17 protein-coding genes are annotated in these 23,833 nt (G+C 41.8%); all 17 read right to left on the reverse strand.

What is annotated here, in order from left to right:
- Position 1 precedes the first annotated feature (1 nt).
- Positions 2 to 2,095 (reverse strand): Stk1 family PASTA domain-containing Ser/Thr kinase, encoded by a 2,094-nt coding sequence (gene pknB, locus LI149_RS07320; protein WP_227143151.1) that lies wholly within the window; start codon positions 2,093 to 2,095, stop codon positions 2 to 4.
- Entirely contained in the window at positions 2,089 to 2,832 is a 744-nt protein-coding gene (locus LI149_RS07325; RefSeq protein ID WP_005334343.1) for a Stp1/IreP family PP2C-type Ser/Thr phosphatase, read from the reverse strand. Before LI149_RS07325 ends, pknB begins: the two co-directional genes overlap by 7 nt.
- The gene (rlmN, locus tag LI149_RS07330; protein WP_005337167.1) at positions 2,810 to 3,880 is read right to left on the reverse strand and encodes a 23S rRNA (adenine(2503)-C(2))-methyltransferase RlmN; all 1,071 of its coding nucleotides are present in this window, start codon (positions 3,878 to 3,880) and stop codon (positions 2,810 to 2,812) included. Before rlmN ends, LI149_RS07325 begins: the two co-directional genes overlap by 23 nt.
- A gap of 14 nt (positions 3,881 to 3,894) precedes the next feature.
- Positions 3,895 to 5,196, reverse strand: coding sequence for a 16S rRNA (cytosine(967)-C(5))-methyltransferase RsmB (gene rsmB, locus LI149_RS07335; RefSeq protein ID WP_173785911.1), 1,302 nt, complete (start codon positions 5,194 to 5,196; stop codon positions 3,895 to 3,897).
- 97 nt (positions 5,197 to 5,293) lie between these two features.
- Positions 5,294 to 5,998, reverse strand: coding sequence for a zinc metallopeptidase (locus LI149_RS07340; protein ID WP_118145060.1), 705 nt, complete (start codon positions 5,996 to 5,998; stop codon positions 5,294 to 5,296).
- A 74-nt stretch (positions 5,999 to 6,072) separates the two neighbouring features.
- Positions 6,073 to 7,008: a methionyl-tRNA formyltransferase gene (fmt, locus tag LI149_RS07345; RefSeq protein ID WP_117605664.1), complete on the reverse strand. Its 936-nt coding sequence runs from the start codon at positions 7,006 to 7,008 to the stop codon at positions 6,073 to 6,075.
- The gene (gene def / locus LI149_RS07350; RefSeq protein ID WP_005334354.1) at positions 7,009 to 7,479 is read right to left on the reverse strand and encodes a peptide deformylase; all 471 of its coding nucleotides are present in this window, start codon (positions 7,477 to 7,479) and stop codon (positions 7,009 to 7,011) included.
- Between the two features lie 101 nt (positions 7,480 to 7,580).
- On the reverse strand, positions 7,581 to 9,797 hold the full coding sequence (gene priA / locus LI149_RS07355; RefSeq protein WP_227143152.1) for a primosomal protein N': 2,217 nt from the start codon (positions 9,795 to 9,797) through the stop codon (positions 7,581 to 7,583).
- Positions 9,797 to 11,263 carry a UDP-N-acetylmuramoyl-L-alanyl-D-glutamate--2,6-diaminopimelate ligase gene (locus tag LI149_RS07360; protein ID WP_227143153.1) on the reverse strand — a complete coding sequence of 489 codons (1,467 nt, stop codon included), beginning with the start codon at positions 11,261 to 11,263 and terminating at the stop codon, positions 9,797 to 9,799. Before LI149_RS07360 ends, priA begins: the two co-directional genes overlap by 1 nt.
- 153 nt (positions 11,264 to 11,416) lie before the next feature.
- Positions 11,417 to 12,643 (reverse strand): peptidase T, encoded by a 1,227-nt coding sequence (gene pepT, locus LI149_RS07365; RefSeq protein WP_117605667.1) that lies wholly within the window; start codon positions 12,641 to 12,643, stop codon positions 11,417 to 11,419.
- Positions 12,644 to 12,728: 85 nt separating this feature from the next.
- Positions 12,729 to 13,193, reverse strand: coding sequence for a YbaK/EbsC family protein (locus LI149_RS07370; RefSeq protein WP_022279165.1), 465 nt, complete (start codon positions 13,191 to 13,193; stop codon positions 12,729 to 12,731).
- 309 nt (positions 13,194 to 13,502) lie between these two features.
- Positions 13,503 to 14,366 (reverse strand): YitT family protein, encoded by an 864-nt coding sequence (locus LI149_RS07375; RefSeq protein WP_227143154.1) that lies wholly within the window; start codon positions 14,364 to 14,366, stop codon positions 13,503 to 13,505.
- A 99-nt stretch (positions 14,367 to 14,465) separates the two neighbouring features.
- Positions 14,466 to 14,960 (reverse strand): anaerobic ribonucleoside-triphosphate reductase activating protein, encoded by a 495-nt coding sequence (nrdG, locus tag LI149_RS07380; RefSeq protein ID WP_117605670.1) that lies wholly within the window; start codon positions 14,958 to 14,960, stop codon positions 14,466 to 14,468.
- A 98-nt stretch (positions 14,961 to 15,058) separates the two neighbouring features.
- Positions 15,059 to 17,248, reverse strand: coding sequence for an anaerobic ribonucleoside-triphosphate reductase (nrdD, locus tag LI149_RS07385; protein WP_005334365.1), 2,190 nt, complete (start codon positions 17,246 to 17,248; stop codon positions 15,059 to 15,061).
- A gap of 239 nt (positions 17,249 to 17,487) precedes the next feature.
- Positions 17,488 to 22,053 (reverse strand): PolC-type DNA polymerase III, encoded by a 4,566-nt coding sequence (locus LI149_RS07390; protein WP_227143155.1) that lies wholly within the window; start codon positions 22,051 to 22,053, stop codon positions 17,488 to 17,490.
- Entirely contained in the window at positions 22,046 to 23,101 is a 1,056-nt protein-coding gene (ispG, locus tag LI149_RS07395; RefSeq protein ID WP_005334370.1) for a flavodoxin-dependent (E)-4-hydroxy-3-methylbut-2-enyl-diphosphate synthase, read from the reverse strand. The genes LI149_RS07390 and ispG overlap by 8 nt, the downstream gene beginning before the upstream one ends.
- A gap of 83 nt (positions 23,102 to 23,184) precedes the next feature.
- Positions 23,185 to 23,646, reverse strand: a complete 462-nt coding sequence (locus LI149_RS07400; protein ID WP_227143156.1) for a hypothetical protein — start codon at positions 23,644 to 23,646, stop codon at positions 23,185 to 23,187.
- Positions 23,647 to 23,833 lie beyond the last annotated feature (187 nt).

The raw sequence follows: 23,833 nt of genomic DNA on the forward strand, positions 1-23,833 counted from the left end.
CCTATTGCTGACCGCTGTCACTTCCACTGCCGCTGTTGCCATTGTCCGTATTTCCACCAGTATTCGTGTTATCAGACGGTTTCGGTCCACGGCTTAATACATAAGTGATCGTGCTGCCTTTCGATACACTTCCTGAAGCCGGGCTCATAGAAATGATTGTTCCCTCTTCATAGTTACTGCTGTATTCATCTTTCTGCTTACTTGCATTCAAACCGTTCTGAGATGCCCATGACAGAAGTTCTTCCTCATCTTTTCCTGCAAAGTTCTGGATACTTACCTTATCGCTGCCACTGCTAAGTACCAGATTGACGGCTGTTCCGGCTGATACTTTTTTACCAGGTGTCACGCTCTGAGAAATAACATTTCCCTTTGCTACACTGTCATCATGCTGGGTGCTGGTAGATCCTACAGTAAGTCCTGCTGCCTGAATCTCACTTCTGGCATCTGCTTCAGATTTTCCACGCACATCCGGTACTGTCTTCTTCTGAGCTCCCTTACTTACAAGCATCTTAATCTGCGTGTCTTTTGCTGCCTTGGAATTTGCTGCAGGTGTTGTACTGATTACATTACCTTCAGCTACATTATCATCATACTGAAATTCCGAAGTAGCTTTAAATCCTGCATCTGTCAATTTTTTCTGAGCTTCATCCTCACTCATGCCAGATACATCCGGCACAATAATCTCTTTTCCAATTAATGCGGAACTTACAACTACATGAACGGTTGAATGTTTCTTTACCTTTGTTCCGGCTTTTGTCTTCTGCTCACTGACTGTTCCTTCCTCATACTTCTCAGAATCTTCTCTAGAGTCAACTTTAATTCCAAGGTTCTTATCTTTCAGTGCTTTTGTTGCTTCTTCTTCTGTCATTCCGACAATATCAGGTACTTTTACTGTATCTTTGTCTGATGAATCTTCTGTTGTTGTTCCGGATCCAATAGATTTAAAAATTCCTGCTGCTTTTCCGACTGCAAAAATCAAAATAAATGCAATGATCAGTGCCACTACGATCATTAGAATCTTCATGACCTTGTTCATATGTGGATTAACTTCTTCTGCGCCTTTTCTGCCATCATAATCGTCATCATCGTACTCTTCGTCGTCATCATCATAACGGTCATCACCATAATCATCGTCATAATCATCGGCGCCATAATCATCGTCATCTCCGTAATCATCATAGTCGTCATAAGAACTTCTGATATCATCCAGTTCATCATCTGTGATAATCACTGTATCTGCATTACGAAGTGGCGTAATTTCAACAAAATCCCCGTCCGGATCCATCATAGATCTCTTCAGATCTCTTGTCAGATCTGCTGTACTTGCATAACGTCTCTCACTGTTCTTCTGGGTACATTTTAAAATAATCTGCTCCAGACTGTACGGAATATCCGGTGCATACTCTGACGGAGGTGTGATTTCCTGCTGCAAATGCTTCATAGCAACTTCCACTGTTGACTCTCCGTCAAATGGTACTCTTCCGGTTACCATCTCATATAGTGTGATACCAATTGAATAAATGTCACTCTTCGCATCACTATAGCCGCCTCTTGCCTGTTCCGGAGATGTATAATGAACAGATCCCATTGCATTGGAACTGATCGTATTAGAAGTAACAGCCTTGGCAATCCCAAAATCAGTCACTTTGACCTTACCATCTCTGGATATCATAACATTCTGAGGTTTAATATCACGATGTACGATACCTGCCGCATGTGCTGCCCCGATACCATTGCACATCTGAATTGCAATGCTAATGACTTCTTTATGGGAAAGCTTTCCCTTCTTTTCAATATATTCTTTTAAAGTGATGCCCTCTACCAGTTCCATCACCATATAATAAAGTCCCCGGTCCTCTCCGACATCATACACATTTACGATATTCGGATTCAGAAGTCCTGCGGCTGCCTGCGCTTCTGAATGGAATTTACGGACAAAATTCTCGTCTTCGCGATATTCTTTTTTCAATACTTTGATCGCGACATAACGGTTCAGCATTGTGTCTTTTCCCTTATAGACATCTGCCATACCACCGGCACCAATTTTGCTCAGTACCTCGTATCTCTTTCCTAATACAATACCATCTTTTACCATGCACTCACCTCATCTGCAAGCGGCTCAGCTAAAACAACCCCTATGTTATCTCTCCCGCCATTGCTGTTTGCTTTTTCGATCAACATCTGTACTGCCTCGACGATGTCTCTCGCTCCCTTTACAATATCAAACATATCCTCATCTTCAACCATATTACTGAGACCATCGGTACACATCAGGATCATATCCCCCTTTTTCAGCCGATATTCGTAAATATCAGCCTCTACTTCTTCCTTGACCCCCATGGCTCTTGTAATAATATTCTTATCCGGATGATTCTTAGCTTCTTCTGCTTTTATACCTCCCAGACGAACCATCTCTTCAACAAGAGAATGATCCTTGGACAACTGTTTTATCTTATCACCAATCAGATAAAGACGACTATCTCCGACATTCGAAAAATATAAAGTATTCCCTATTACAGTAGCTATTACGAGTGTCGTTCCCATACCTTCTAACTTCACATCAGACTGTGCTGCCTGTATCAGCTTATGATTTGCTACAGACACAATACTCTTCAAGATTTCTTCCGGTTTATCAAGTTCTGTCTTTTCCAGTTCTTCATGGACAACCTTCACGGTATATTTTGACGCAAAATCACCCGCTTTATGTCCTCCCATTCCGTCTGCTACTACAAGCAGATTCGGAAAAGGTCCTACCGGCTTATCTGTCACATAGACATAATCCTGATTCATCTCACGTTTTCGACCCACATCAGTCTTCGCATATATCTTCATCTGGTCTCTCCTCTTTTACAGCACCATATCGTCTTCTGAGCTGTCCACAGGCTCCGTCAATATCAGAGCCTCTTTCCCTTCTAATAGTAACATTTATTCCGTTTTTTTCAAGTTTATTTTGAAATTCCATAGCTTTTTTGCTATCTGGCTTTTTGAAATCCCTCTCCTTAATTGGATTTACCGGAATCAAATTCAGATGACAGTTACGGTGTTTCAATATCCCGGTCAGTTCTTTTACATCGTCCGGTCCATCATTCACGCCTGCCACCAGACTATATTCAAAGGTCACTCTGCGCCCGGTCTGCTTGTAATAATCATCACAGGCTTCCAGTACTTCTGAAAGTTCGTATTTATTCGCGATCGGCATCAGTTTTTTACGCTTTTCCTGACTGGAACCATGCAGCGACAATGCAAGAGTAATCTGAAGTCCTTCCCCTGCCAGTCTGTGAATATTGGGTACAATTCCACAGGTGGAGGCGGTAATACTTCTCTGGCTGATATTCAACCCATGTTCATCACTAAGCATATGTATAAATTTTACAAAGTTATCGTAATTATCCAAAGGCTCTCCTGTTCCCATAACAACAACATTGGATACTCTTTCGCCTGTCATCTTCTGGATCTGATAAATCTGTCTTAACATCTCAGAAGTTGTCAGATTTCTCTCAAGCCCATCCAGTGTAGACGCACAGAATCTGCACCCCATCCTGCATCCGACCTGTGAGGAAATGCATACCGAATTGCCATAGTTATATTTCATAAGAACGCTTTCGATACGGTTCCCGTCCTCCAGCTCAAACAAAAATTTTTCTGTCGGATCCACCTTGGAGATCTGATGGGCGACCACTTTCACTTTACGGATTTCATACGCCTGATCAAGTTTTTCCCGAAGTGCTTTCGACAAGTTTGTCATCTCATCGAATTCTTCTGCCAGTTTTTCATGAAGCCATGCATAAATTTGTTTTGCACGGAACGGTTTTTCTCCGATGCTCTTTATCTCATCTTGTAATTCATCATAGTTATAAGATACGATGTCTTTTTTCTCCATGACCTTGCTCCAATCTATTGTTTTCTAAATTCAGCAATATAGAATCCATCCCCCATATCGCTTCCCGGCAACATCTGTTTTTCCCGGATTTTTTCAAATTCCGGAAAGTTTTCCACAAACCATGCCGTGTTATCCTCATTTTCTTCCCGATTAATTGTACAAGTGCTGTACAGAAGTTTTCCTCCTGGTTTTACATAATTATGGACAACTGTCAAAATCTGTCTCTGTAAGTCTGCAAGTCCTTTCGCCATCTCTACTGTCATCTTACTCTTCAAGTCTGGTTTTTTACCAAGAATTCCAAGTCCTGAACACGGAAGATCTGCAATTAGAATATCTGCTTTTTCATAAGACGCCTCATCATTGATCGTCGCATCCTGGCATACAGCCTCTATGTTATCAAGTCCGCTTCTTTCAATATTCTCTTCAATCAACGCGACCTTGTATTCTGTCAGATCTCTTGCTTCCACATACCCGGTTCCAGACAACTTTTCCGCAAGGTGAATTGCTTTTCCTCCCGGTGCTGCACAGACATCGATCACATAATCTCCTTCTTTCGGTTCTGCCCATTCGGCCACCTGCATGGAACTGATATCCTGGATATAGAAATATCCTTTCTGAAATGCCAGAAGTCCTGCCAGATAATCATAATTGGTCAGTTCATATGCATAAGGAAGTACCGGGTGTCTGCGATAGACCACACCATCTTTTTCCAGTTCTTTTTCAAATTCTTCCTTTGAAACAACAGCTGTGTTACGTCTGACTGTCACTGGGCGCTCTTCAAGAAATGCTTTTCCCATCTTCTCTACTGTCTCTTTCCCATATACCGAGATCCACTTTTCTACCATCCACATTGGCAGAGAATATCTCACGGAAAGACAGGCAATCTCATTGGAAGGATCCGGATATGAAACCATGTCCGGATTTCTGCTGATATTACGAAGGACTCCATTTACAAACCCTTTTAGATTCACAAATCCTTTTTTCCCTGCAAGTTTTACCGCTTCATTACACACCGCACTGTCCGGTACGTGATCCATATATTTTAACTGGTAGACCGAACTTCTTAAAATCGTGCGGATCACTGGTTTCTGTTTGTTCACTTTTACTTTTGAAAATTGATTGATGATATAATCAATCTCTATCTGACGCTCAAGCGTGCCCTCCACCACTCTCGTGATGAATGCACGCTCTCGTTTTTCCAAATACTGATATTTATCAAGAACATTTTTCAGGGCTATATGACTGTACTCCCCGTCTCTTGTAATTAAGAGCAGCGTCTCCAGTATGATTTCCCTTACATTTACCTGCGTTGCCATGTGTCTATCCTCATTTCCTTTTTATCAAACTATATCTTCACTCAATCACACCATCTTCACGACTACTCTTCTTCATTTTAACTAATCTCTTCAATGTCTAGTCGTCTCTTCTGCCACCTGTCAGAATCAGGATTCGCAAAAGCTGAAGGATTGCAGAAGCTGCACCTGCAACATAAGTAAGTGCTGCTGCCGTCAGTACCTTTTTGGTTCCGGAAAGTTCATCCGGATATAATAGATTGCTCTCACCCAGAATCTTTATCGCTCTTCTGGAAGCATTGAATTCTACCGGAAGTGTTACAATCTGAAATAACACTGCCAGTGAAAATGCCAGAATACCAAGATTCAGTAACACTTGGGACATCTGGGAATTAAAGAACAATCCCAGAAGAATCAGCGGCCACGCAATGGTACTTCCAAAATTGGCAACCGGAACAAGTGCACCACGAATCTGTAGCGGTGCATATCCCACCTGATGCTGGATTGCGTGTCCGCACTCATGTGCTGCTACTCCGACAGCTGCCACCGATGTCTGTCCATAAGTCGCATCAGAAAGCCGGAGTACTTTTCCTCTCGGGTCATAATGGTCTGTCAGATTACCGGATATCCTCTCAACCCGGACATCATAGATACCAGCCCTCCTCAGGATTGTCTCCGCAGCCTCTCTTCCTGTCATACCAGAATGACTTCTCACTCTGGAATATTTATTAAATGTTGAATTCATCTTCGCAGATGCAATCATGCAGATGACTACACCGATCAAAACAAGTACATAGGTCGGATCAAAATACATTGGATAATACATAACTTTCTACCTCCTTTATCCTTTAGGGGTATTATATATGAAAAAGACGCAAAAACACGTCTTTTCATACTTTCTTAACATTTTTTTAGAATTTCTCCATATTCCAGGTGATTTCCTCTAAGAAATGCGCCTGCATCCATACGTTTTTTGCCTTGAAGCTGAAGTTCCTCAATCTTCAGAAGTCCTTCACCAGTCTGGACATAAAAACTGTCTTTTTCCACTTTTACAATCGTTCCGGCTTCCTGGTCTGTATTGTCTTCCACGACATCTGCCTGCCACAGCTTGATCACTTTATCATTCCAGTGTGTGTAAGCACTTGGCCATGGGTTTAAACCTCGGATCAGGCGCTCAATCTGAACAGCCGGATCATTCCAGTTAATATTACCAAGATTCTTATCCAGCATCTTTGCATATGCAGTCGTGCTCTCTCCCTGCGGCTCCCATGTAGCTGTCTTATCTTCCAGACATTTCAAAGTCTCTACACAAAGCTTTGCTCCTGCCTCTGCCAGTTTATCGTGCAGGCTTCCACCAGTCTCCTTTGGATCAAGCGGGATTTCTGTCTTTAAGATCATATCTCCTGTATCCAGGCCTTCGTTCATCTGCATCGTTGTCACACCGGAAACCTTCTCACCATCAATGACTGCCCACTGAATCGGTGCAGCTCCTCGATACTTTGGAAGTAAAGATGCATGGACATTAATGCAGCCATAAGGTGTCATCTGTAGAATTTCCTTTGGAAGAATCTGCCCAAACGCAATAACAACCATAATATCTGCGTTATATTTTTTCAATTCTTCAATACATTCCGGCTCCCGGATCTTTTTTGGCTGATAAACCGGAATGTCCCGGGCAAGAGCTGCTTCCTTGACCGGCGTATACTGCATCTTGCCGCCACGCCCTTTCGGTTTATCCGGCTGTGTCACTGCAAGAACAACCTCATGCCCGGCTTCTGCAAGCGCCTCTAATGTGCCAACAGAGAAATCCGGTGTCCCCATAAATATGACTTTCATCTATTCCTCTCCCTCTTCTACATTGTGAATACCGCCTTCAACAAGATCTACATACATTTTTCCATCCAGATGATCGATCTCATGGCAGAACGCCCTCGCCAGAAGTCCTTCGCCTTCCATCTCAAACTCATTCATGTCTTCATCCAAAGCTCTGACTTTTACATAGTTCGGTCTTGTCACCTGTCCACATTTTCCAGGTACACTTAAGCATCCTTCTTCTCCTGTCTGCTCTCCGGAAGTTTCCAAAATCTCCGGATTGATCAGTATGATCGGACCTTCCCCTACATCAATCACTACAATTCTTTTTAACACTCCGACCTGTGGTGCTGCAAGTCCGACTCCCATAGCCTCATACATGGTATCTAACATATCCTCGATCAAAATCTTTGTACGGATACTCATCTTTGTTACTTCTTTACAGTGTTTGGTCAAAACATCGTCCCCAAGCACTCTGATTTCTCTGATTGCCATAATCTTTTTTCTCCTTTACCTGCTACATTCTATCTTATGACGCCTGTGGATTGTAACCTACTTTGCATCGGCATCATGTCTTCACTCTGATAATCTTATTATTACGGATTCATATCAAACTGTATCTTTAATGACTGAAAGCCCCGATTGATCTCAATGTATTTTTCCATCCGATCCTTCACCGCCATCAGGATTCTTTCATCTTCACTTTTCAAATAGATGACCTTACGGTAAATATCATTGATTTTTCCTATGCCTGGACTTGCTGGTCCAATGACTGCCATCGGTGCCTCTCCGGCTGCCCGCACTGCAAAATCTTTCAGATATCCTGAAGCTTTCGTAAGAAGTGCCTCGTCTGCCCCTGAGGCATAAATTGCCATCAGCCCGGCAGCCGGTGGATATCCCATAAGTCTCCGGTAACTGATTTCTTCTTCATAAAAACTTTCATAATCCTGCTTTGCGGCATTTACAATACTATAATGCTCTGGACTGTATGTCTGAATCACAACCTCTCCCGGAAGATTACCTCTCCCGGCACGGCCTGCAGCCTGCACAAGAAGTTGAAATGTACGTTCTCCGGAACGGTAATCGTCCCCATACAGTGACATATCTGCCGCCAGAATTCCAACCAGTGTTACCCCAGGAAAATCATGACCTTTCACAATCATCTGCGTTCCAATCAGAATATCTGCTTCTTCATTTGCAAACGCTGACAGAATCTTCTCATGCCCGTCTTTATTCTTTGTCGTATCCAAATCCATACGCAGGACTCTTGCCTGTGGAAAGCGCTTCTTTACCAAATCCTCTACCTGCTGCGTTCCCATGCGGAATCCACCAATATAAGGTGAACCACAGGACGGACAAGTTTTGATCATCCTCTCCTCATGCCCACAGTAATGACAGATGAGCCTGCCTCCTCTGTGCTCTGAGAGCGAAACATCACAATGAGGACATTTTACTACATATCCACAGGACCTGCAAGAGACGAACCCCGCATATCCACGCCGATTGAGGAAAAGCATCATCTGGTGGTGCTCACTTAAACACTTTTCCATAAGTTCTGTCAGTCTGTCACTTAAAATACTGCGGTTTCCATTCTTTAATTCTTCCCGCATATCGATCGTGTATACCTTTGGCATCACTTGCCTGGTAGCACGGTTCTTTAATTCCAGCATCGTGCAGCTTCCGCCCTGGCACCAGGAAAATGCTTCCACAGAAGGTGTTGCTGAACCAAGTACGACACTTGCCTGTTCAATCTGTGCACGGCGTATTGCAGTCTCCCTTGCATGATATCTTGGCACCTGCTCACTTTTATAAGTAGGTTCATGCTCTTCATCAATCACGATTAGTCCCAGATTGGAAAATGGTGTAAAAAGCGCAGATCTAGGTCCAATCATCACATCCACTTCTCCACGTCTGACACGCTCCATCTGATCAGAACGCTCTCCCTGGGAAAGTCTGGAATTCAAAATCGAAACCCGGTTTCCAAATCTGGCATAAAAGCGCATCACCGTCTGATAAGTCAGCGCAATCTCCGGAATCAGCATAATTGCCTGTTTTCCCTGACTGACCACCCGACTGATCATCTCAATATAAACTTCCGTTTTCCCACTTCCGGTTACGCCATAAAGCAGATATGTTCCGTAATGTCTCTGACTGTAATCTTTCCAGAATGTGTCGATTGCCTGCTGTTGTTCTGGTGTATGTGTAAGTGGACCGAAATCTTTTTTCTGGTAGTGTATCGGATTACGGAAATTCTCTTCTTCCTGAATCTCCAATACTCCCTGCTCTTCCAGAGAACGAATGACCGAAAGTGTGACATTTAACTTCTTTGTAATGAGCTCATAGTCCTGCTGCGGCTGATCTAACAGCCCTGCCAAAAGCCTTGCTCTTGCCTTTTGGTTCTTGTGCAGATAAATATCTAACTGCTTCTTTCCTTCCTCTTCATTTAAAAGAAGCTTCACCTTGCGTTTGTGCTTGATCCGCTCTTTTTTCTTAATAGGAAGTACCGTCTTCAATGCCTGGATCATAGTTCCACCATAGTATTCTCGGATCCATGCAGCTAGAGCAATAAGTTTTGACTCGATTTCCTGATGGTTTTCTTCAATACAAAGAACTTCTTTAATTTTTGCGAGGTCGTAATCTGTTTTTTCAGAAAATCCTATCACATATCCATGAGTTTCTTTATTCCCTTTGCCAAATGGAACTATAACTTCCATTCCAACTTGAAGCACCCCCTCAAGTTCTGGGGGGATGCGATACTGAAACACTTTATCTAATTTTTCATGCGTAATATCAATAATAATATCAGCGAACATTACTCTCCTTTAAGTTCTTCCAATACTTCTTTAATCAGGACTCTCTCATCCATGTCATATTTCACGCCTTTGATTTCCTGATATGTCTCATGTCCCTTTCCAGCCAGCACAATGACATCACCCGGACGTCCATGCTCGATGGCATAACGGATTGCCTCTTTACGGTCGCAGATGTCGATATATTTTCCATCTGTCTTTTTCATACCCACGATGATATCATCAATAATTGCCTGTGGCTCTTCGAATCTCGGGTTATCTGAAGTAATGATTGTAAAATCAGACAGTTTTCCGGATACCTCTCCCATCTCATAACGTCTTGTTTTAGAACGGTTTCCGCCACAGCCAAATACCGTCACAATACGTCCCGGATTGTAATCACGAAGTGTGTGTAACAAGCTTTCCAGTGCCATAGCATTATGCGCATAGTCAATCATAAGTGTAAAATCATCGGATACCTTGACCATCTCAATACGGCCTTTGACCTTTGCGACTTTCAGTGCATCTTTGATTTTCTCGACCGGTACATTAAAATGTCTGCATACTGCAATAGCTGTCAGTGAATTGTACACACTGAATTCTCCAGGAATGTCGATTTCCACATCAAAGTCCATCAGTCCTGTCACATGGTACCAAACTCCAAGATATCCCGGTCTTGAGATGTGCTTCACATCGATTGCACGAAGATCTGCCTTCTCCCAAAATCCAAATGTCTCAATTTCACAGGTTGCACCTTTAAATACATCTTCGAACCACTTGTCATCTACATTTCCAATTCCAACTTTGCACTGTTTGAACAGAAGTCCTTTACAGCGCTTATAGTCCTCAAAATCTTTATGCTCATTCGGTCCAATATGGTCTTCTCCAAGATTTGTGAAGATTCCGATATCAAACATAATCCCTGCGGTTCTGTGAAGCATCAGTCCCTGTGAAGAAACCTCCATAACCACACAGTCACATCCAGCTTCCACCATCTGTGCAAAATACTTCTGAATCGTGTAAGACTCCGGTGTTGTATTATTAGATGGAATGGTCTTATCCCCGATGATTGCCTCAATCGTACCAATCAATCCGACTTTGTGTCCTACTTCCTCCAGAATAGCTTTTACCATATAAGTTGTTGTTGTCTTACCCTTGGTACCGGTAATTCCAATGGTCTTAAGCTTTTCAGCCGGATATCCGAAGTAGGCTGCTGACATAAGTGCCAGTGCGTATCTTGTATTTTCTACTTTGATAACTGTCAATCCCTCTGGCACTTCCACATCTTTTTCCACAATAACCGCTGCAGCACCTTTTTCTGCTACATCTTTTACATACTGATGACCGTCTGAAACAGCACCGCTGATGCATACGAACACACTTCCCGGTACGACCTTTCTGGAATCATTGACAAGTTCTGTAATCTCTATATTATCACTGCCTGCGACCACCTTGTAATCCAGACGCTCCAATAACTTTGTTAATTTCATTCTCTATGCCTCCTGATCATATTTTCAATATTTTACATCTTCACATTTTTTTGAAAATAAACATTCTCTCCTGTTTCAGTTAAATAGAAAAATATTTACATTTTATTATATAACATTCTTTTGGCGAAAAGCAACGAATTGCAATAAATTCTTCTATTTACATTGCGTGCTATATATTTTCACCAATTCTGTTATCATGTCAACGGCTTTTTCCATACCTTCAACTGTGATATGCTCATAAGGTCCATGATATGCATGACCACCTGTTCCGAGATTCGGACAAGGAAGTCCACGGAAACTAAGCTGGCATCCATCTGTACCGCCTCGTATTGGCAGACACTGCGGTGTAAGTCCGACTTTCTCACATGCTTTCTTTGCATTGTCGATCAGATGCATATGCTGTGCAATAATCTCACTCATATTACGGTATTGATCTTTTAATGTAAGAATAACAGTTCCGTCTCCCCATTTTTGATTCAGGTCATCTGTAATCTGCTTCATTACTTTCTTGCGTTGCTCAAACTTTTCTGCATCATGGTCTCGGATGATGTAATGAAGCTTTGCAAGCGCACATTCGCCTTCCATACTCAGCAAATGATAAAATCCCTCATAGCCTTCTGTATCACGAGGAGTCTCGCCCTTTGGAAGCATAGAATCGAATTCCATGGCAACAAGACTGGCGTTAACCATCGTATCTTTGGATGATCCCGGGTGTACACTGACACCATGAAATTCTATAGAAGCACTGCATGCATTAAAATTCTCATACTGAATCTCATTTTCAGTGTCACCGTCAAGTGTGTATGCAAAATCCGCACCAAACTTATCAATATCAAAATGTGCAGCACCGGTTCCGGTCTCTTCATCCGGTGTAAATGCAACACAAAGTGGACCGTGTGGAATATTTTGTTCATTTAATCTTTCAATCAATGTAAGAATCTCTGCAATCCCGGCTTTATCATCGGCACCAAGAATTGTCGTTCCATCACCGGTAATCAATGTTCGTCCTTTTAAGTTCTTAAGATGCGGAAACATTTCAGGACTTAAGGTAACTCCACTTTCTCCAAGAGCCAGTGCTTCTCCGTCATACTTTTCTGTAATCACTGGTTTTATATCATGATCACAATAATCAGAAACCGTGTCCATATGTGCAATAAAACCAATTGCAGGTGCGTTTTCATATCCTGGCGTTGCCGGAATTTTCCCATAAAGGAAGCATGAATCTGTCAATATTACATTGCAGATCCCCAAATCTTTCATTTCCTTTTTTAAAACATTTGCCAGGTCAAATTGACACTGGGTGGAAGGTGTTGTATCACTTTCCTCATTGCTTGGTGTACGGATCACCACATATTTCAATAATCGTTCATATACGTTCATAATATATATACTCCTTAAAAACAATATAATATTGAGGTATCTCTATTTATGATATCTGTAGATTATCCCGCGAATCATATCAGTATTATTCTTTGCAGACATCAACCCATTTTTCTGCACCTGCGACCGCTTCAAGTTCTGCGATTGTAAGTCTGACTGCACTGTGATCATTACCTGCCGCCGGATAGACTGTATCGAATTTTTTCAGAGATTCATCCAGATAAACAGGGATTCCTTCTTTGATGCCAAATGGGCATACACCGCCCGGAGCATGTCCGATAAAATCTTCCACATCATCAAACGGAATCATCTTTGCCTTTGTGTGAAAAGTATCTTTATACTTATGATTGTCTACCCTTGCAGTACCCTCTGCTAGAATCAGAATCGGTGTATCACTGACCAGAAAAGATAATGTCTTCGCAATCATGCCAGGTTCTACGCCAAGCGCTTCTGCCGCAAGCTGTACTGTTGCACTGGAATCTTCCAGTTCAATGATATGGTCTTCGTAACCTTTTTCTTGTAAATATTTTTTTGCTTTTTCAAATGACATAGTAAAAGCCTCATTTCGTAATTATTCGATAGCTGATTTTTCTGAGAAACTGGTAAATAATATTAGCTCTCTGTTGACATCAGCATATTTATTGTATCATAAAAATGCTTAGAGGAAAGTACTAATTATTGCATACTTATTTTAAATTTTCTATTGCATTTAATTACGTTATTATGTTACACTACATCTACATCAAATTTCGAGCATTATAAAAAGCTCTGGACATCTGCCAGAGCTTTTATTGTCACTGTTTCTTATTCCATTCTGTTCTTGTTCTCTCTCCATACCGTTTTCGTAAAAATTTCTTTCCTATTCCTGCTTAAATCCTTCTCCGACAACTTCATTGGATTCCATAATGATCGTAAATGCTTTCGGATCTATCTCTTTTACCATTCTTTTTATCGTATACATCTGCTTGTTATTGCATGCACACATGACCACGTCTTTTTTTTCACCACTATAGCTTCCTACTCCTTCCAGAATCGTTGAGCCACGACCTGCGTATTCATCAATCTGTTCTGCCACTTCTTTTCCTTGCTTTGTTACAATCAATGTCATCTTACCTTCATCAATTCCATACATAATACGATCCATAACCGTCGCCATAAGATATGTCACAAGGATTCCATAAATCAGTCCGTCAACTTCTTTGAATACCAGTGCACTTCCAAGGATGATCGTACAGATATCCAGACCGAATGTGATCATACCGAGTGTCATGTGTGGTTTTGCTTTCTTGATGGACATACTGATAAAATCCTGTCCTCCGGTAGAGGAACCTCGCATAAAAATCAGCGCAAATCCGATTCCGCATAATACACCCATGCAAAGTGCAGCCAGAAGTCTGTTCCCATTGTACACCGGAAGCATCGGTGCAACATAATCTGTCAATATCGACCAAATCAGAGTTGTTTTTACTGACTTTAGGAAAAATGTTTTTCCAAGATATTTGTAACAGAAAATGGTGACCGGGATATTCAGAAGTATCATCCCTGCACCAACTGGAATCTTAAACAGATGATACAGTATGATTGCAATTCCGGAAAATCCTGCTACCGGGAAATTCGCATTCAGCGCAAAATTATAAATTCCAACTGCGCCAAGCATTCCTGCTGCTAGATCCACCAGAAGATCAATCCCTAATTCCTTCCAGTCAAATTTTTTCTTTAACATCTACATTTCCTCCTCTTATCTTTCATCTGATATCATAGCTTCTCTCAAAAAAAGAACAGACACAAACTATATATTCTATAATTCGCATCTGCTCTTGTATTATAATTTCATTTCACGAAGATTTAAAATTCTCTGATTACTGCTTCCCCGAAACTGTAATGTAATATCCTTCAAATCTTCTACAAACGGACCATCTACCAGTACATCTATATAAGACAACATCTCATCCGTGACTTCTGTATAGGCTCTTCCACCTGGTATCAGATCTTTGTCATATACATACCCGGAATAACTCCAGATATTCTTCTTTGGATACATTTCCCGGACTTTTTTTAAGAGCTTTACAAGTTCTCTTTGATTCTCCGGTTCAAATGGTTCTCCGCCAAGAAGTGTAAGTCCTGCAATGTATGGATGATTCAATGCATCCAAAATTTCTTTTTCCGTCTTCTCAGTATACGGATTTCCATAATGAAAATCCCATGTTTCTGCATTAAAACAACCTTTACAGTGATGACGACATCCCGAGACAAACAATGTCACTCGAACTCCCGGACCATCTGCTATATCATATTTTTTTATTTCTCCATAATTCATATAAAATTCCCAGCCTTTATTCTTTCCAACTAATCTGCAAATTTTAATGCAAAATCCGGGAACCGTAAAATTTCATACTTTAACTCCGCAATTTGCTTTTACAGATGTAAGACTCTATCCTTAATCTCCTGTGTTCTTCCCTGATTCCAGAACTGTGTTCCGATATATCCACATGTTCTTCTGGCTACTGACATCTTATCCTGATCACGGTTCCCACAGTTCGGGCACTCCCAGATAAGCTTTCCACTTTCGTCTTCTTTAATCTGAATCTCTCCATCATAACCACAGATTTCACAGTAGTCACTCTTTGTATTCAATTCTGCGTACATAATATGCTCGTAGATGAACTGCATCACAGAAAGGACTGCCGGAATGTTCTGCTGCATATCCGGGACTTCAATATAGCTGATTGCTCCTCCTGGTGACAGTTTCTGGAACTCTGCCTCGAACTCCAGCTTGTCAAATGCATTGATTGGCTCAGATACATGTACATGATAACTGTTCGTAATATAATTCTTATCTGTAACTCCTTTGATGATTCCGAATCTCTTCTGAAGACATTTTGCAAACTTGTATGTGGTAGACTCCATCGGTGTACCATATACAGAATAGCTGATATTCTCAGCAGCTTTCCACTGGGCACATTTGTCATTCAACCTCTGCATAACTGCCATTGCAAATGGTCTGGCTTCCGGATCTGTATGCGTCTTTCCAAGCATGCGCATGCACATCTCATAAAGGCCTGCATATCCAAGAGAAATGGTTGAATATCCGCCATATAGAAGCTTATCAATGGTCTCACCTTTTTTCAGTCTTGCCAATGCACCGTACTGCCAGAGAATCGGTGCCACATCTGAAATAGTTCCAAGAAGTCTCTCATGACGGCAACGGAGTGCTCTGTGGCATAACTCCAGTCTCTCATCAAGAATCTGCCAGAATCTGTCCATATCTCCTTCTGCGGAACATGCTACATCTACCAGGTTAATTGTAACAACACCCTGATTGAAACGCCCGTAGAATTTATGCTTTCCGTTTGGAAGCATCTGAGAATCCTCTACTGTCAGGAAAGATCTGCATCCCATACATGGATAAACTTCACCTTTTTTCAGTTCCTTCATGATCTTTGCAGAAATGTAATCCGGAACCATACGCTTTGCAGTACATTTTGCCGCAAGCTCTGTCAGATACCAGTACTTAGAATCTTCTGTAATATTATCTTCATCCAGGACATAAATCAGTTTCGGGAATGCCGGTGTGATCCAAACACCCTTCTCATTCTTAACGCCTTGCATTCTCTGTTTTAATACTTCTTCAATGATGAGTGCCAGATCCTGTCTTGTCTGACCGTCTTCCACCTCATCCAGATACATGAATACGGTAACAAACGGTGCCTGTCCGTTACATGTCATGAGTGTGATAAGCTGGTACTGGATTGTCTGAATTCCGCTTTTTACCTCTTCTCTCAGACGGCAGTCTGTCAGTTTGTCAATGATTGCCTCATCCAGACTCTCCCCACATGCTTTACGTTCAGAGATAACAATATTACGGATTTTCTTACGGCTGATATCCACAAATGGTGCAAGATGTGCCAGTGTAAAAGACTGTCCTCCATATTGATTACTTGCGACCTGTGCTACAATCTGAGTCGTCACATTACACGCTGTAAAGAAACTGTGTGGTTTTTCGATCATTGTCTCACTGATGACGGTTCCGTTCTGAAGCATATCTTCCAGATTGATCAGATCACAGTTGTGCTCTTTCTGTGCAAAATAATCTGAATCATGGAAATGAATGATTCCCTGTTCATGTGCTTCTACAACCTCTTCCGGAAGAAGTACACGCTTGGAAAGGTCTTTACTTACTTCTCCTGCCATATAATCTCTCTGCGTGGAGTTGATCACTGGGTTCTTATTGGAATTTTCCTGATTGACTTCTTCATTAATGTTATCAATCAGTGCAAGGATCCCGTTATCTGTTGTATTGGACTTTCTTGCCAATTCACGTTTATAACGGTAGCGCACATACTTCTGTGCCACTTCATAGCCACGCATTCCCATAATTCCAGTCTCTACCATATCCTGAATATCTTCTACATGTATAGCGTGAGTTGATTTTTTTACCTGTCCTGCAATATCATCTGCAATTGCCCGGACCTGGAATTCATTCAGTTTGTAAATATTATCAACTTCTTCATTAGCTGCGCGGATTGCATTCTCGATCTTTTCCAGATCAAAGCCGACTTCCTCTCCATTTCTTTTGATTACTTTCGTCTTCACTAACATCTTCATGTCTCACGCCTTTCTTATATATCTTTGTTCTTCTGCTTTTCGGATCCACCACAACATCTTGTGTTCCACAATTCACACTCACTCCGTTAAGAAACTATTTAGTTTCTTCAAAATCACAAGATATTGTGTTCCGCCCCATTATATTACTACAAAATATGGCGTTTGAAAAGCATTATTTTAATTTTAACATACTTTTATAAGTATACCTTTTTCTGTCCATTTTTTGCCCATTTTGTCTGTTAAAGATCAAATAATGACAACTGATTGGACTCCGGAAGGTCTCCTAAAAGTCCTAAATCTGCCATGTAATCTACAACCGTCTTACTTGCTTTCGTACGGTTTCTAAAATCATCTTTGGACAGATATGGACCATCTTTTGCCGCTTCCTCCACCGCTTCTGCAGCCTTCTCTCCCATTCCGTCAATGCTGGAAAACGGTGGCATCAGCTTTCCGTCTATGATGCTGAATTTTGTTGCTTTTGCGCGATAAATGTCGATTGGCAGAAACTCATATCCCCTCGCATACATTTCCTGAACAATATGCATGTCCTTCATTGTATCCTGTTCTTTTTTACTGAGAGAATCAGACCGTCTTGTATAATCATCAATATAGTATTGCAGTTTTTCCTTGCCCTGACACATAATTTCATAAGAAAATGCATCTGCACGGATTCCAAAATATGCTCCATAGTATGCCAGCGGATAATTTACCTTACAATAGGCGATACGATATGCCATCATGACATAGGCTGCCGCATGGGCTTTCGGAAACATATATTTAATTTTCTCACAAGAACCAATGTACCACTCTGGCACATCATGTTCCAACATATCTTTTTTATACTCCGGCCAATCTTTACATTTTCCTTTTGCAACGGTACCTTTACGCACTCGCTCCATGATCGTGAAGGATTCCTCACTATCCAGTCCTTTGTTGATCAGATATGTCATAATATCATCTCGGGTACAGATTGCTGTAGAAATGGTTGCCTTACCGCTCTTGATCAGATCCTGCGCATTGTTCAGCCATACGTCCGTTCCATGGGACAATCCGGAAATACGAATCAGATCTGAAAGTGTCTGTGGTTTTGTATCTACTACCATCTGGATTACGAAATCCGTTCCGAACTCCGGAATTCCAAGACATCCTACCGGACATCCCCCGATATCATCTGGTGTGATTCCAAGTGCCGATGTATCATGGAATAAAGACATTACCCCCTGATCATCCAGAGGGATATCTGTTGCTACAAATGGATGATCCGTCTCATTGTACTCATTTTCCATAGCAGGCGAACTGATATATGCCTCAAGTGCCTTGATCATGGTTGGATCATCATGACCCAGAATATCCAATTTTAACAAGTTGTGGTCGATGGAATGATAGTCAAAATGTGTCGTAATAATATCAGTCGTCATATCATTTGCCGGATGCTGCACCGGAGTGAATGAGTTGATATCTTCCCCGTGAGGAAGTACAATGATTCCTCCCGGATGCTGTCCGGTACTTCTGCGGATACCGGTACATCCCTGAACAATCCTGTCAATTTCGCAAGTTCTCTTTCTTGTTCCCCGCTCTTCAAAATAGTTCTTTACATACCCAAATGCTGTCTTATCCGCCAACGTACCAATCGTTCCGGCACGGAACGTCTGTCCGGCTCCGAAAATGATTTCCGTATATTTATGGGCATTACTCTGATAATCTCCTGAGAAGTTCAGATCAATATCTGGCTCTTTATTTCCTTTAAATCCAAGGAATGTTTCGAACGGAATATCAAATCCATCTTTTACAAGCCTGGTTTTGCACACCGGGCACTCCTTATCCGGCATATCCCATCCACAGCCCCCTGCGTAAGCCCGTACTTCTTCGGATTCAAAATCACTGTAGTGGCACTTCGGGCAATAGTAATGTGGGCTTAATGGATTTACCTCTGTAATTCCAGCCATGGTCGCAACAAAAGAAGATCCTACCGACCCACGGGATCCTACAAGATATCCGTCCTCGTTAGATTTCCACACCAATTTCTGTGCGATAATATACATAACGGCGAATCCGTTGGAAATAATGGAATTAAGCTCACGTTCCAGACGCTCTGTAACAATCTCCGGAAGCGGATCTCCATACATAGAATGTGCCTTGTTATAACATATTTCACGAAGCGTTTTATCTGAATCTGGAATGACCGGTGGACACTTATCCGGGCGGACTGGTGATATTTTTTCCACCATATCCGCAATCATATTGGGATTGTCAATGACAATTTCTTTTGCTTTTGCTGAACCAAGGTATTCAAACTCCTCCAGCATTTCATCTGTCGTATGCAAATACAACGGTGCCTGCTGATCTGCATCTTTGAATCCTTTTCCTGCCATAATGATACGGCGGTACACTTCATCTTCCGGATCCATAAAGTGCACATCACAGGTCGCCACGACCGGCTTATCAAACCGTTCTCCAAGACGGATGATCTCTCGGTTAATCTCACGTAAATCTTCCTCACTTTGAACCTTCTCCACACGATCACTATCAATCATGAACCGGTTATTTCCAAGTGGCTGTATTTCCAGATAATCATAAAAATTAACAATTCTGGCAATCCGCTCTGCAGATTTTTCTCCCAGTATTGCCTGATACAATTCTCCTGCTTCACAAGCACTTCCAATAATCAGACCCTCTCTGTATTTTAACACTTCGCTCTTTGGCATTCTCGGCTGACGTCCAAAATACTCCAGATGTGACTTGGAAATCAATGTATAAAGGTTCACGCGTCCAATATCATTCTTTGCCAGAACAATGACATGGTAAGACGGCATCTTACGGATTGCTTCCGCGTTGTGCGCGCCAAAATGATTCATCTGATCCAGTGTCTCGATTCCACGTTCTTCCAGCATCTGAATAAATTTCACATAAATCTCTGCGGTAACTCTGGCATCATCCACTGCTCTATGGTGATGTTCCTGAGAAATATTCAGTGCTTTTGCCACAACGTTTAGCTTGAATTTTGAAAGTGTCGGTAATAATACACGGGCAAGTCCCACCGTATCTACAGAAGTAAAATCTGGTTCTATGCCCTGCTGCCTGCAATTTTCTTCGATAAAGCTCACATCAAAACTGGCATTGTGCGCTACCAGCACTGCATCTCCTACGAACTTTAGAAACTGTGGGAGAATTGTCTCAATCTCCGGTGATTCCATAACCATCTCATCAGTAATGCTTGTAAGCTGTGTGATTCGAAATGGAATCGGAATCTTCGGATTCACAAATGTACTATACTTATCCGTAATTTCTCCGTTCTCAACTTTAACTGCACCAATTTCGATAATCTTATCTTTTGCCGAACTAAATCCCGTCGTCTCCAGATCGAATACAACATAGGTTCCTTTTAAAGACTGACCTTTCTCATTGACTGCCACATCCTGCAAATCATCGACCAGATATCCTTCCACACCATAAATAACTTTAAATGGATCGTCTTTATCCAGTGTCTCAATATAATGATTCGCGTCTGGGAACGCCTGTACCACACCATGATCTGTAATCGCAATTGCCTTATGCCCCCAGTCATGTGCTCTCTTTACAAGATCTTTGACCTCGGAAACTCCGTCCATATCACTCATTTTCGTATGACAGTGGAGCTCCACTCTCTTTTCTACCGCATTGTCTTTTCTGGATTCTGTAAAATCAGAAATTTTCTTAATTCCAAACACAGAAGAAATGACAAGTTCGCCGTCAAATTTATCAATATTGGTCACGCCTTTAATTTTCAGGAATGCACCCATTTTAATTTCAGCCAGTACATCTGCAAGTTGATCATTACGCACGAACATCTTGACCATGATCGTATCAGTAAAGTCTGTCACTGCATACATGACAATGGTCTTTTCATTGCGGATTTCTCTTGTATCAAAGCTAATGACTTTTCCTCGAAATGTAATTTCTCCCATCTCACCAATCACGGTTGACAGTTCAATCGGCTCATCGTCAAATGGACGTCCGTAAATCAAACCTGACTCATCAAGATCCATCTTCGCAGATTTCACAAACACCTTCTTATCACGAAAGCCACCCTTCTGGAATCCACTGCCTTTTGAAAATCCACCTTTTGCAGGACTGCCAGAATTTTTTCCGTCTCCGGAATTTTTTCCACCTTGTCCGCTTCCAGATGTTTCTTTTTCCCCAGACTTTGCTTCTTTTTCCTGCTTTTTTTCCTCTTTTTGCTTCTGTACAGCCTCAACCTGATCCAGTATACTGTCTACTTCCTGCTGCAGACGCATATCATTGTATTTCAAAGTACTTTCTTTTGGTTCTTTATACATGACACGAATCTCAATGGGCAATCCGAAACGGTCTGCATACACACCTTTTAAATAATCTGTCAGAGAATCTTTTTTTCCTTGCGCAATAACAGTGTCGATTAACTGCATGCAAAGAATATTTCCTTCTTCAAAGGTACATTTCGCATTCTGCAGCATATTGCGTTCTACAACACTTCTTGTATCCAGCTCCGCAAGAAAGCTGTCCAGATACTCCGCCATCACATTCTCTGGCGTGTACTGTCCGGACAGCTCATACTTTTCTCGAATCTCTACCTGCACGGCACTTCTTCCGAAAAGCTGGTTCTTGATCAGGTGCTCCATCTCGTATACCAATGTTTTCTGAATCAGATGACGGCTTACTATATGCACTCTTAAAAATGTCCGGTCAGAGTTGGTCGTCACTTTTAATACCTGCGCTCCTTCGAACATATTACGTATATCTTCCCCTGCCTTTAACGTAGGGAATACTTCAAAGAACGGTTTACTCATTCCAATGCAACAGCTCCTGTCTCAATGTCTCTAATAGTTCCTCTTCTTTTACTTTCTTTACAATCTCGCCTTTTTTGATCAGGAGTCCTTCTCCCTTTCCTCCGGCAATTCCAATATCTGCTTCTTTTGCTTCTCCCGGTCCATTGACCACACAGCCCATAACTGCGACCTTAATGTCCAGTGGGATATCTGCAACCATCTCTTCAACCTGATTTGCAAGTCCGATAAGATCAATCTGGGTTCTTCCGCATGTCGGACAGGATACAACCTCAATTCCGCCTGTGCGAAGTCCCAGTGTCTTTAAAATAATCTTCGCTGTCTTGATCTCTTCTAGTGGTGATCCAGTCAGTGACACACGGATTGTATCTCCGATTCCCTGTCCCAGAATCAGTCCAAGACCTACTGAGGATTTTATATTACCTGCCAATAATGTTCCTGCCTCCGTAATTCCTACGTGTAATGGGTATGGGCATTTCTTGGCAATCAGTTCATGTGCCTTTACACACATCATAACATCAGAAGATTTGATACTAACTACAAGATTATTATATCCCATCTCCTCGATAAGCTGTATTTTGTCCAGGGCACTCTCTACAAGTCCCTCTGCAGTCACCCCATGATACTTCTCTACCAGATGCTTTTCCAGTGATCCACTGTTCACACCAACACGAATTGGAACACCGTACTCTTTTGCTTTTTCAACAACAGCACGGACTCTCTGCTCATCTCCAATATTACCCGGATTAATACGAATCTTATCTGCCCCGTTCTCAATCGCTGCAATCGCCAGCTTATAATCAAAATGAATATCTGCCACAAGTGGAATATGAATCTGCTTCTTGATCTCACCAATTGCTTTCGCTGCATCCATATTCGGCACAGCGCAGCGGATGATCTCACAGCCGGCTTTCTCGAGAGCAAGAATCTGGGCAACCGTCGCCTCCACATCTTCCGTCTTCGTATTTGTCATTGACTGTATTCTGATCGGATTACCTCCTCCGATCGTAACATTTCCAATCTGAACTTCTTTCGTGTGATCTCTGTACATGATTTTTGCTCCTTCACATGCAGAAAACCTGCCACACGGCAGATTTTCTGATATTTTCGTCTTAGGTTTCTTTTGTCTGATACCTACTTTCTGATGAACGTGAACTGTTCCCCATATTCTCGTTCTGTAAGTGTCATCTGATTGCCATCTATGCTGTATGAAAAAGATGAATCCAGATCATCCAGTACATTCTCCAGATCTTCTTTTGTATATGCACCGTCCGCTTTCTCAACTGCCTTGTCAATCTGCTCCTCATCTTTTGTGATGGTAATAATCTTTGACTTCATATCTACGCTGTAATTCATCTCTACGGCTGCATCTGTATTCTCCGCAATATCCGTGATATCTACCTGAATCGTATCGTTCTTCTCAATCTTTAGCGCAATCGTTGCATCCTCACTTTCCCAGTTTCCTACTACTGGATTAGTCGTGAACATTCTCGTCAGCAGATATACTGCGATTAAAATGATCAGCACTGAGGATACAAGGGTAACCACTCGCCATATCTTACTTCTTTTTGTCTCATCATTGCCTGCTATAATCATACTCTTATAATCCTCTCACTTCTCTTCTTTCTATAATGACGTTGGGGTCAAAAGCCCACAACTATGATACTTACGGATTGTTTCGTGCGATGCACTCCCGGTAGTTTCAGACCTTTTGACCTTGGTATCTTTAACTAAATTATAGATTCTTTTCCAGACAGTGTCAACGGGTATTCTTATGTTCCAG

Source organism: Dorea sp. 210702-DFI.3.17 (genome assembly GCF_020560825.1).
GTDB classification, from domain to species: domain Bacteria; phylum Bacillota; class Clostridia; order Lachnospirales; family Lachnospiraceae; genus Dorea; species Dorea formicigenerans.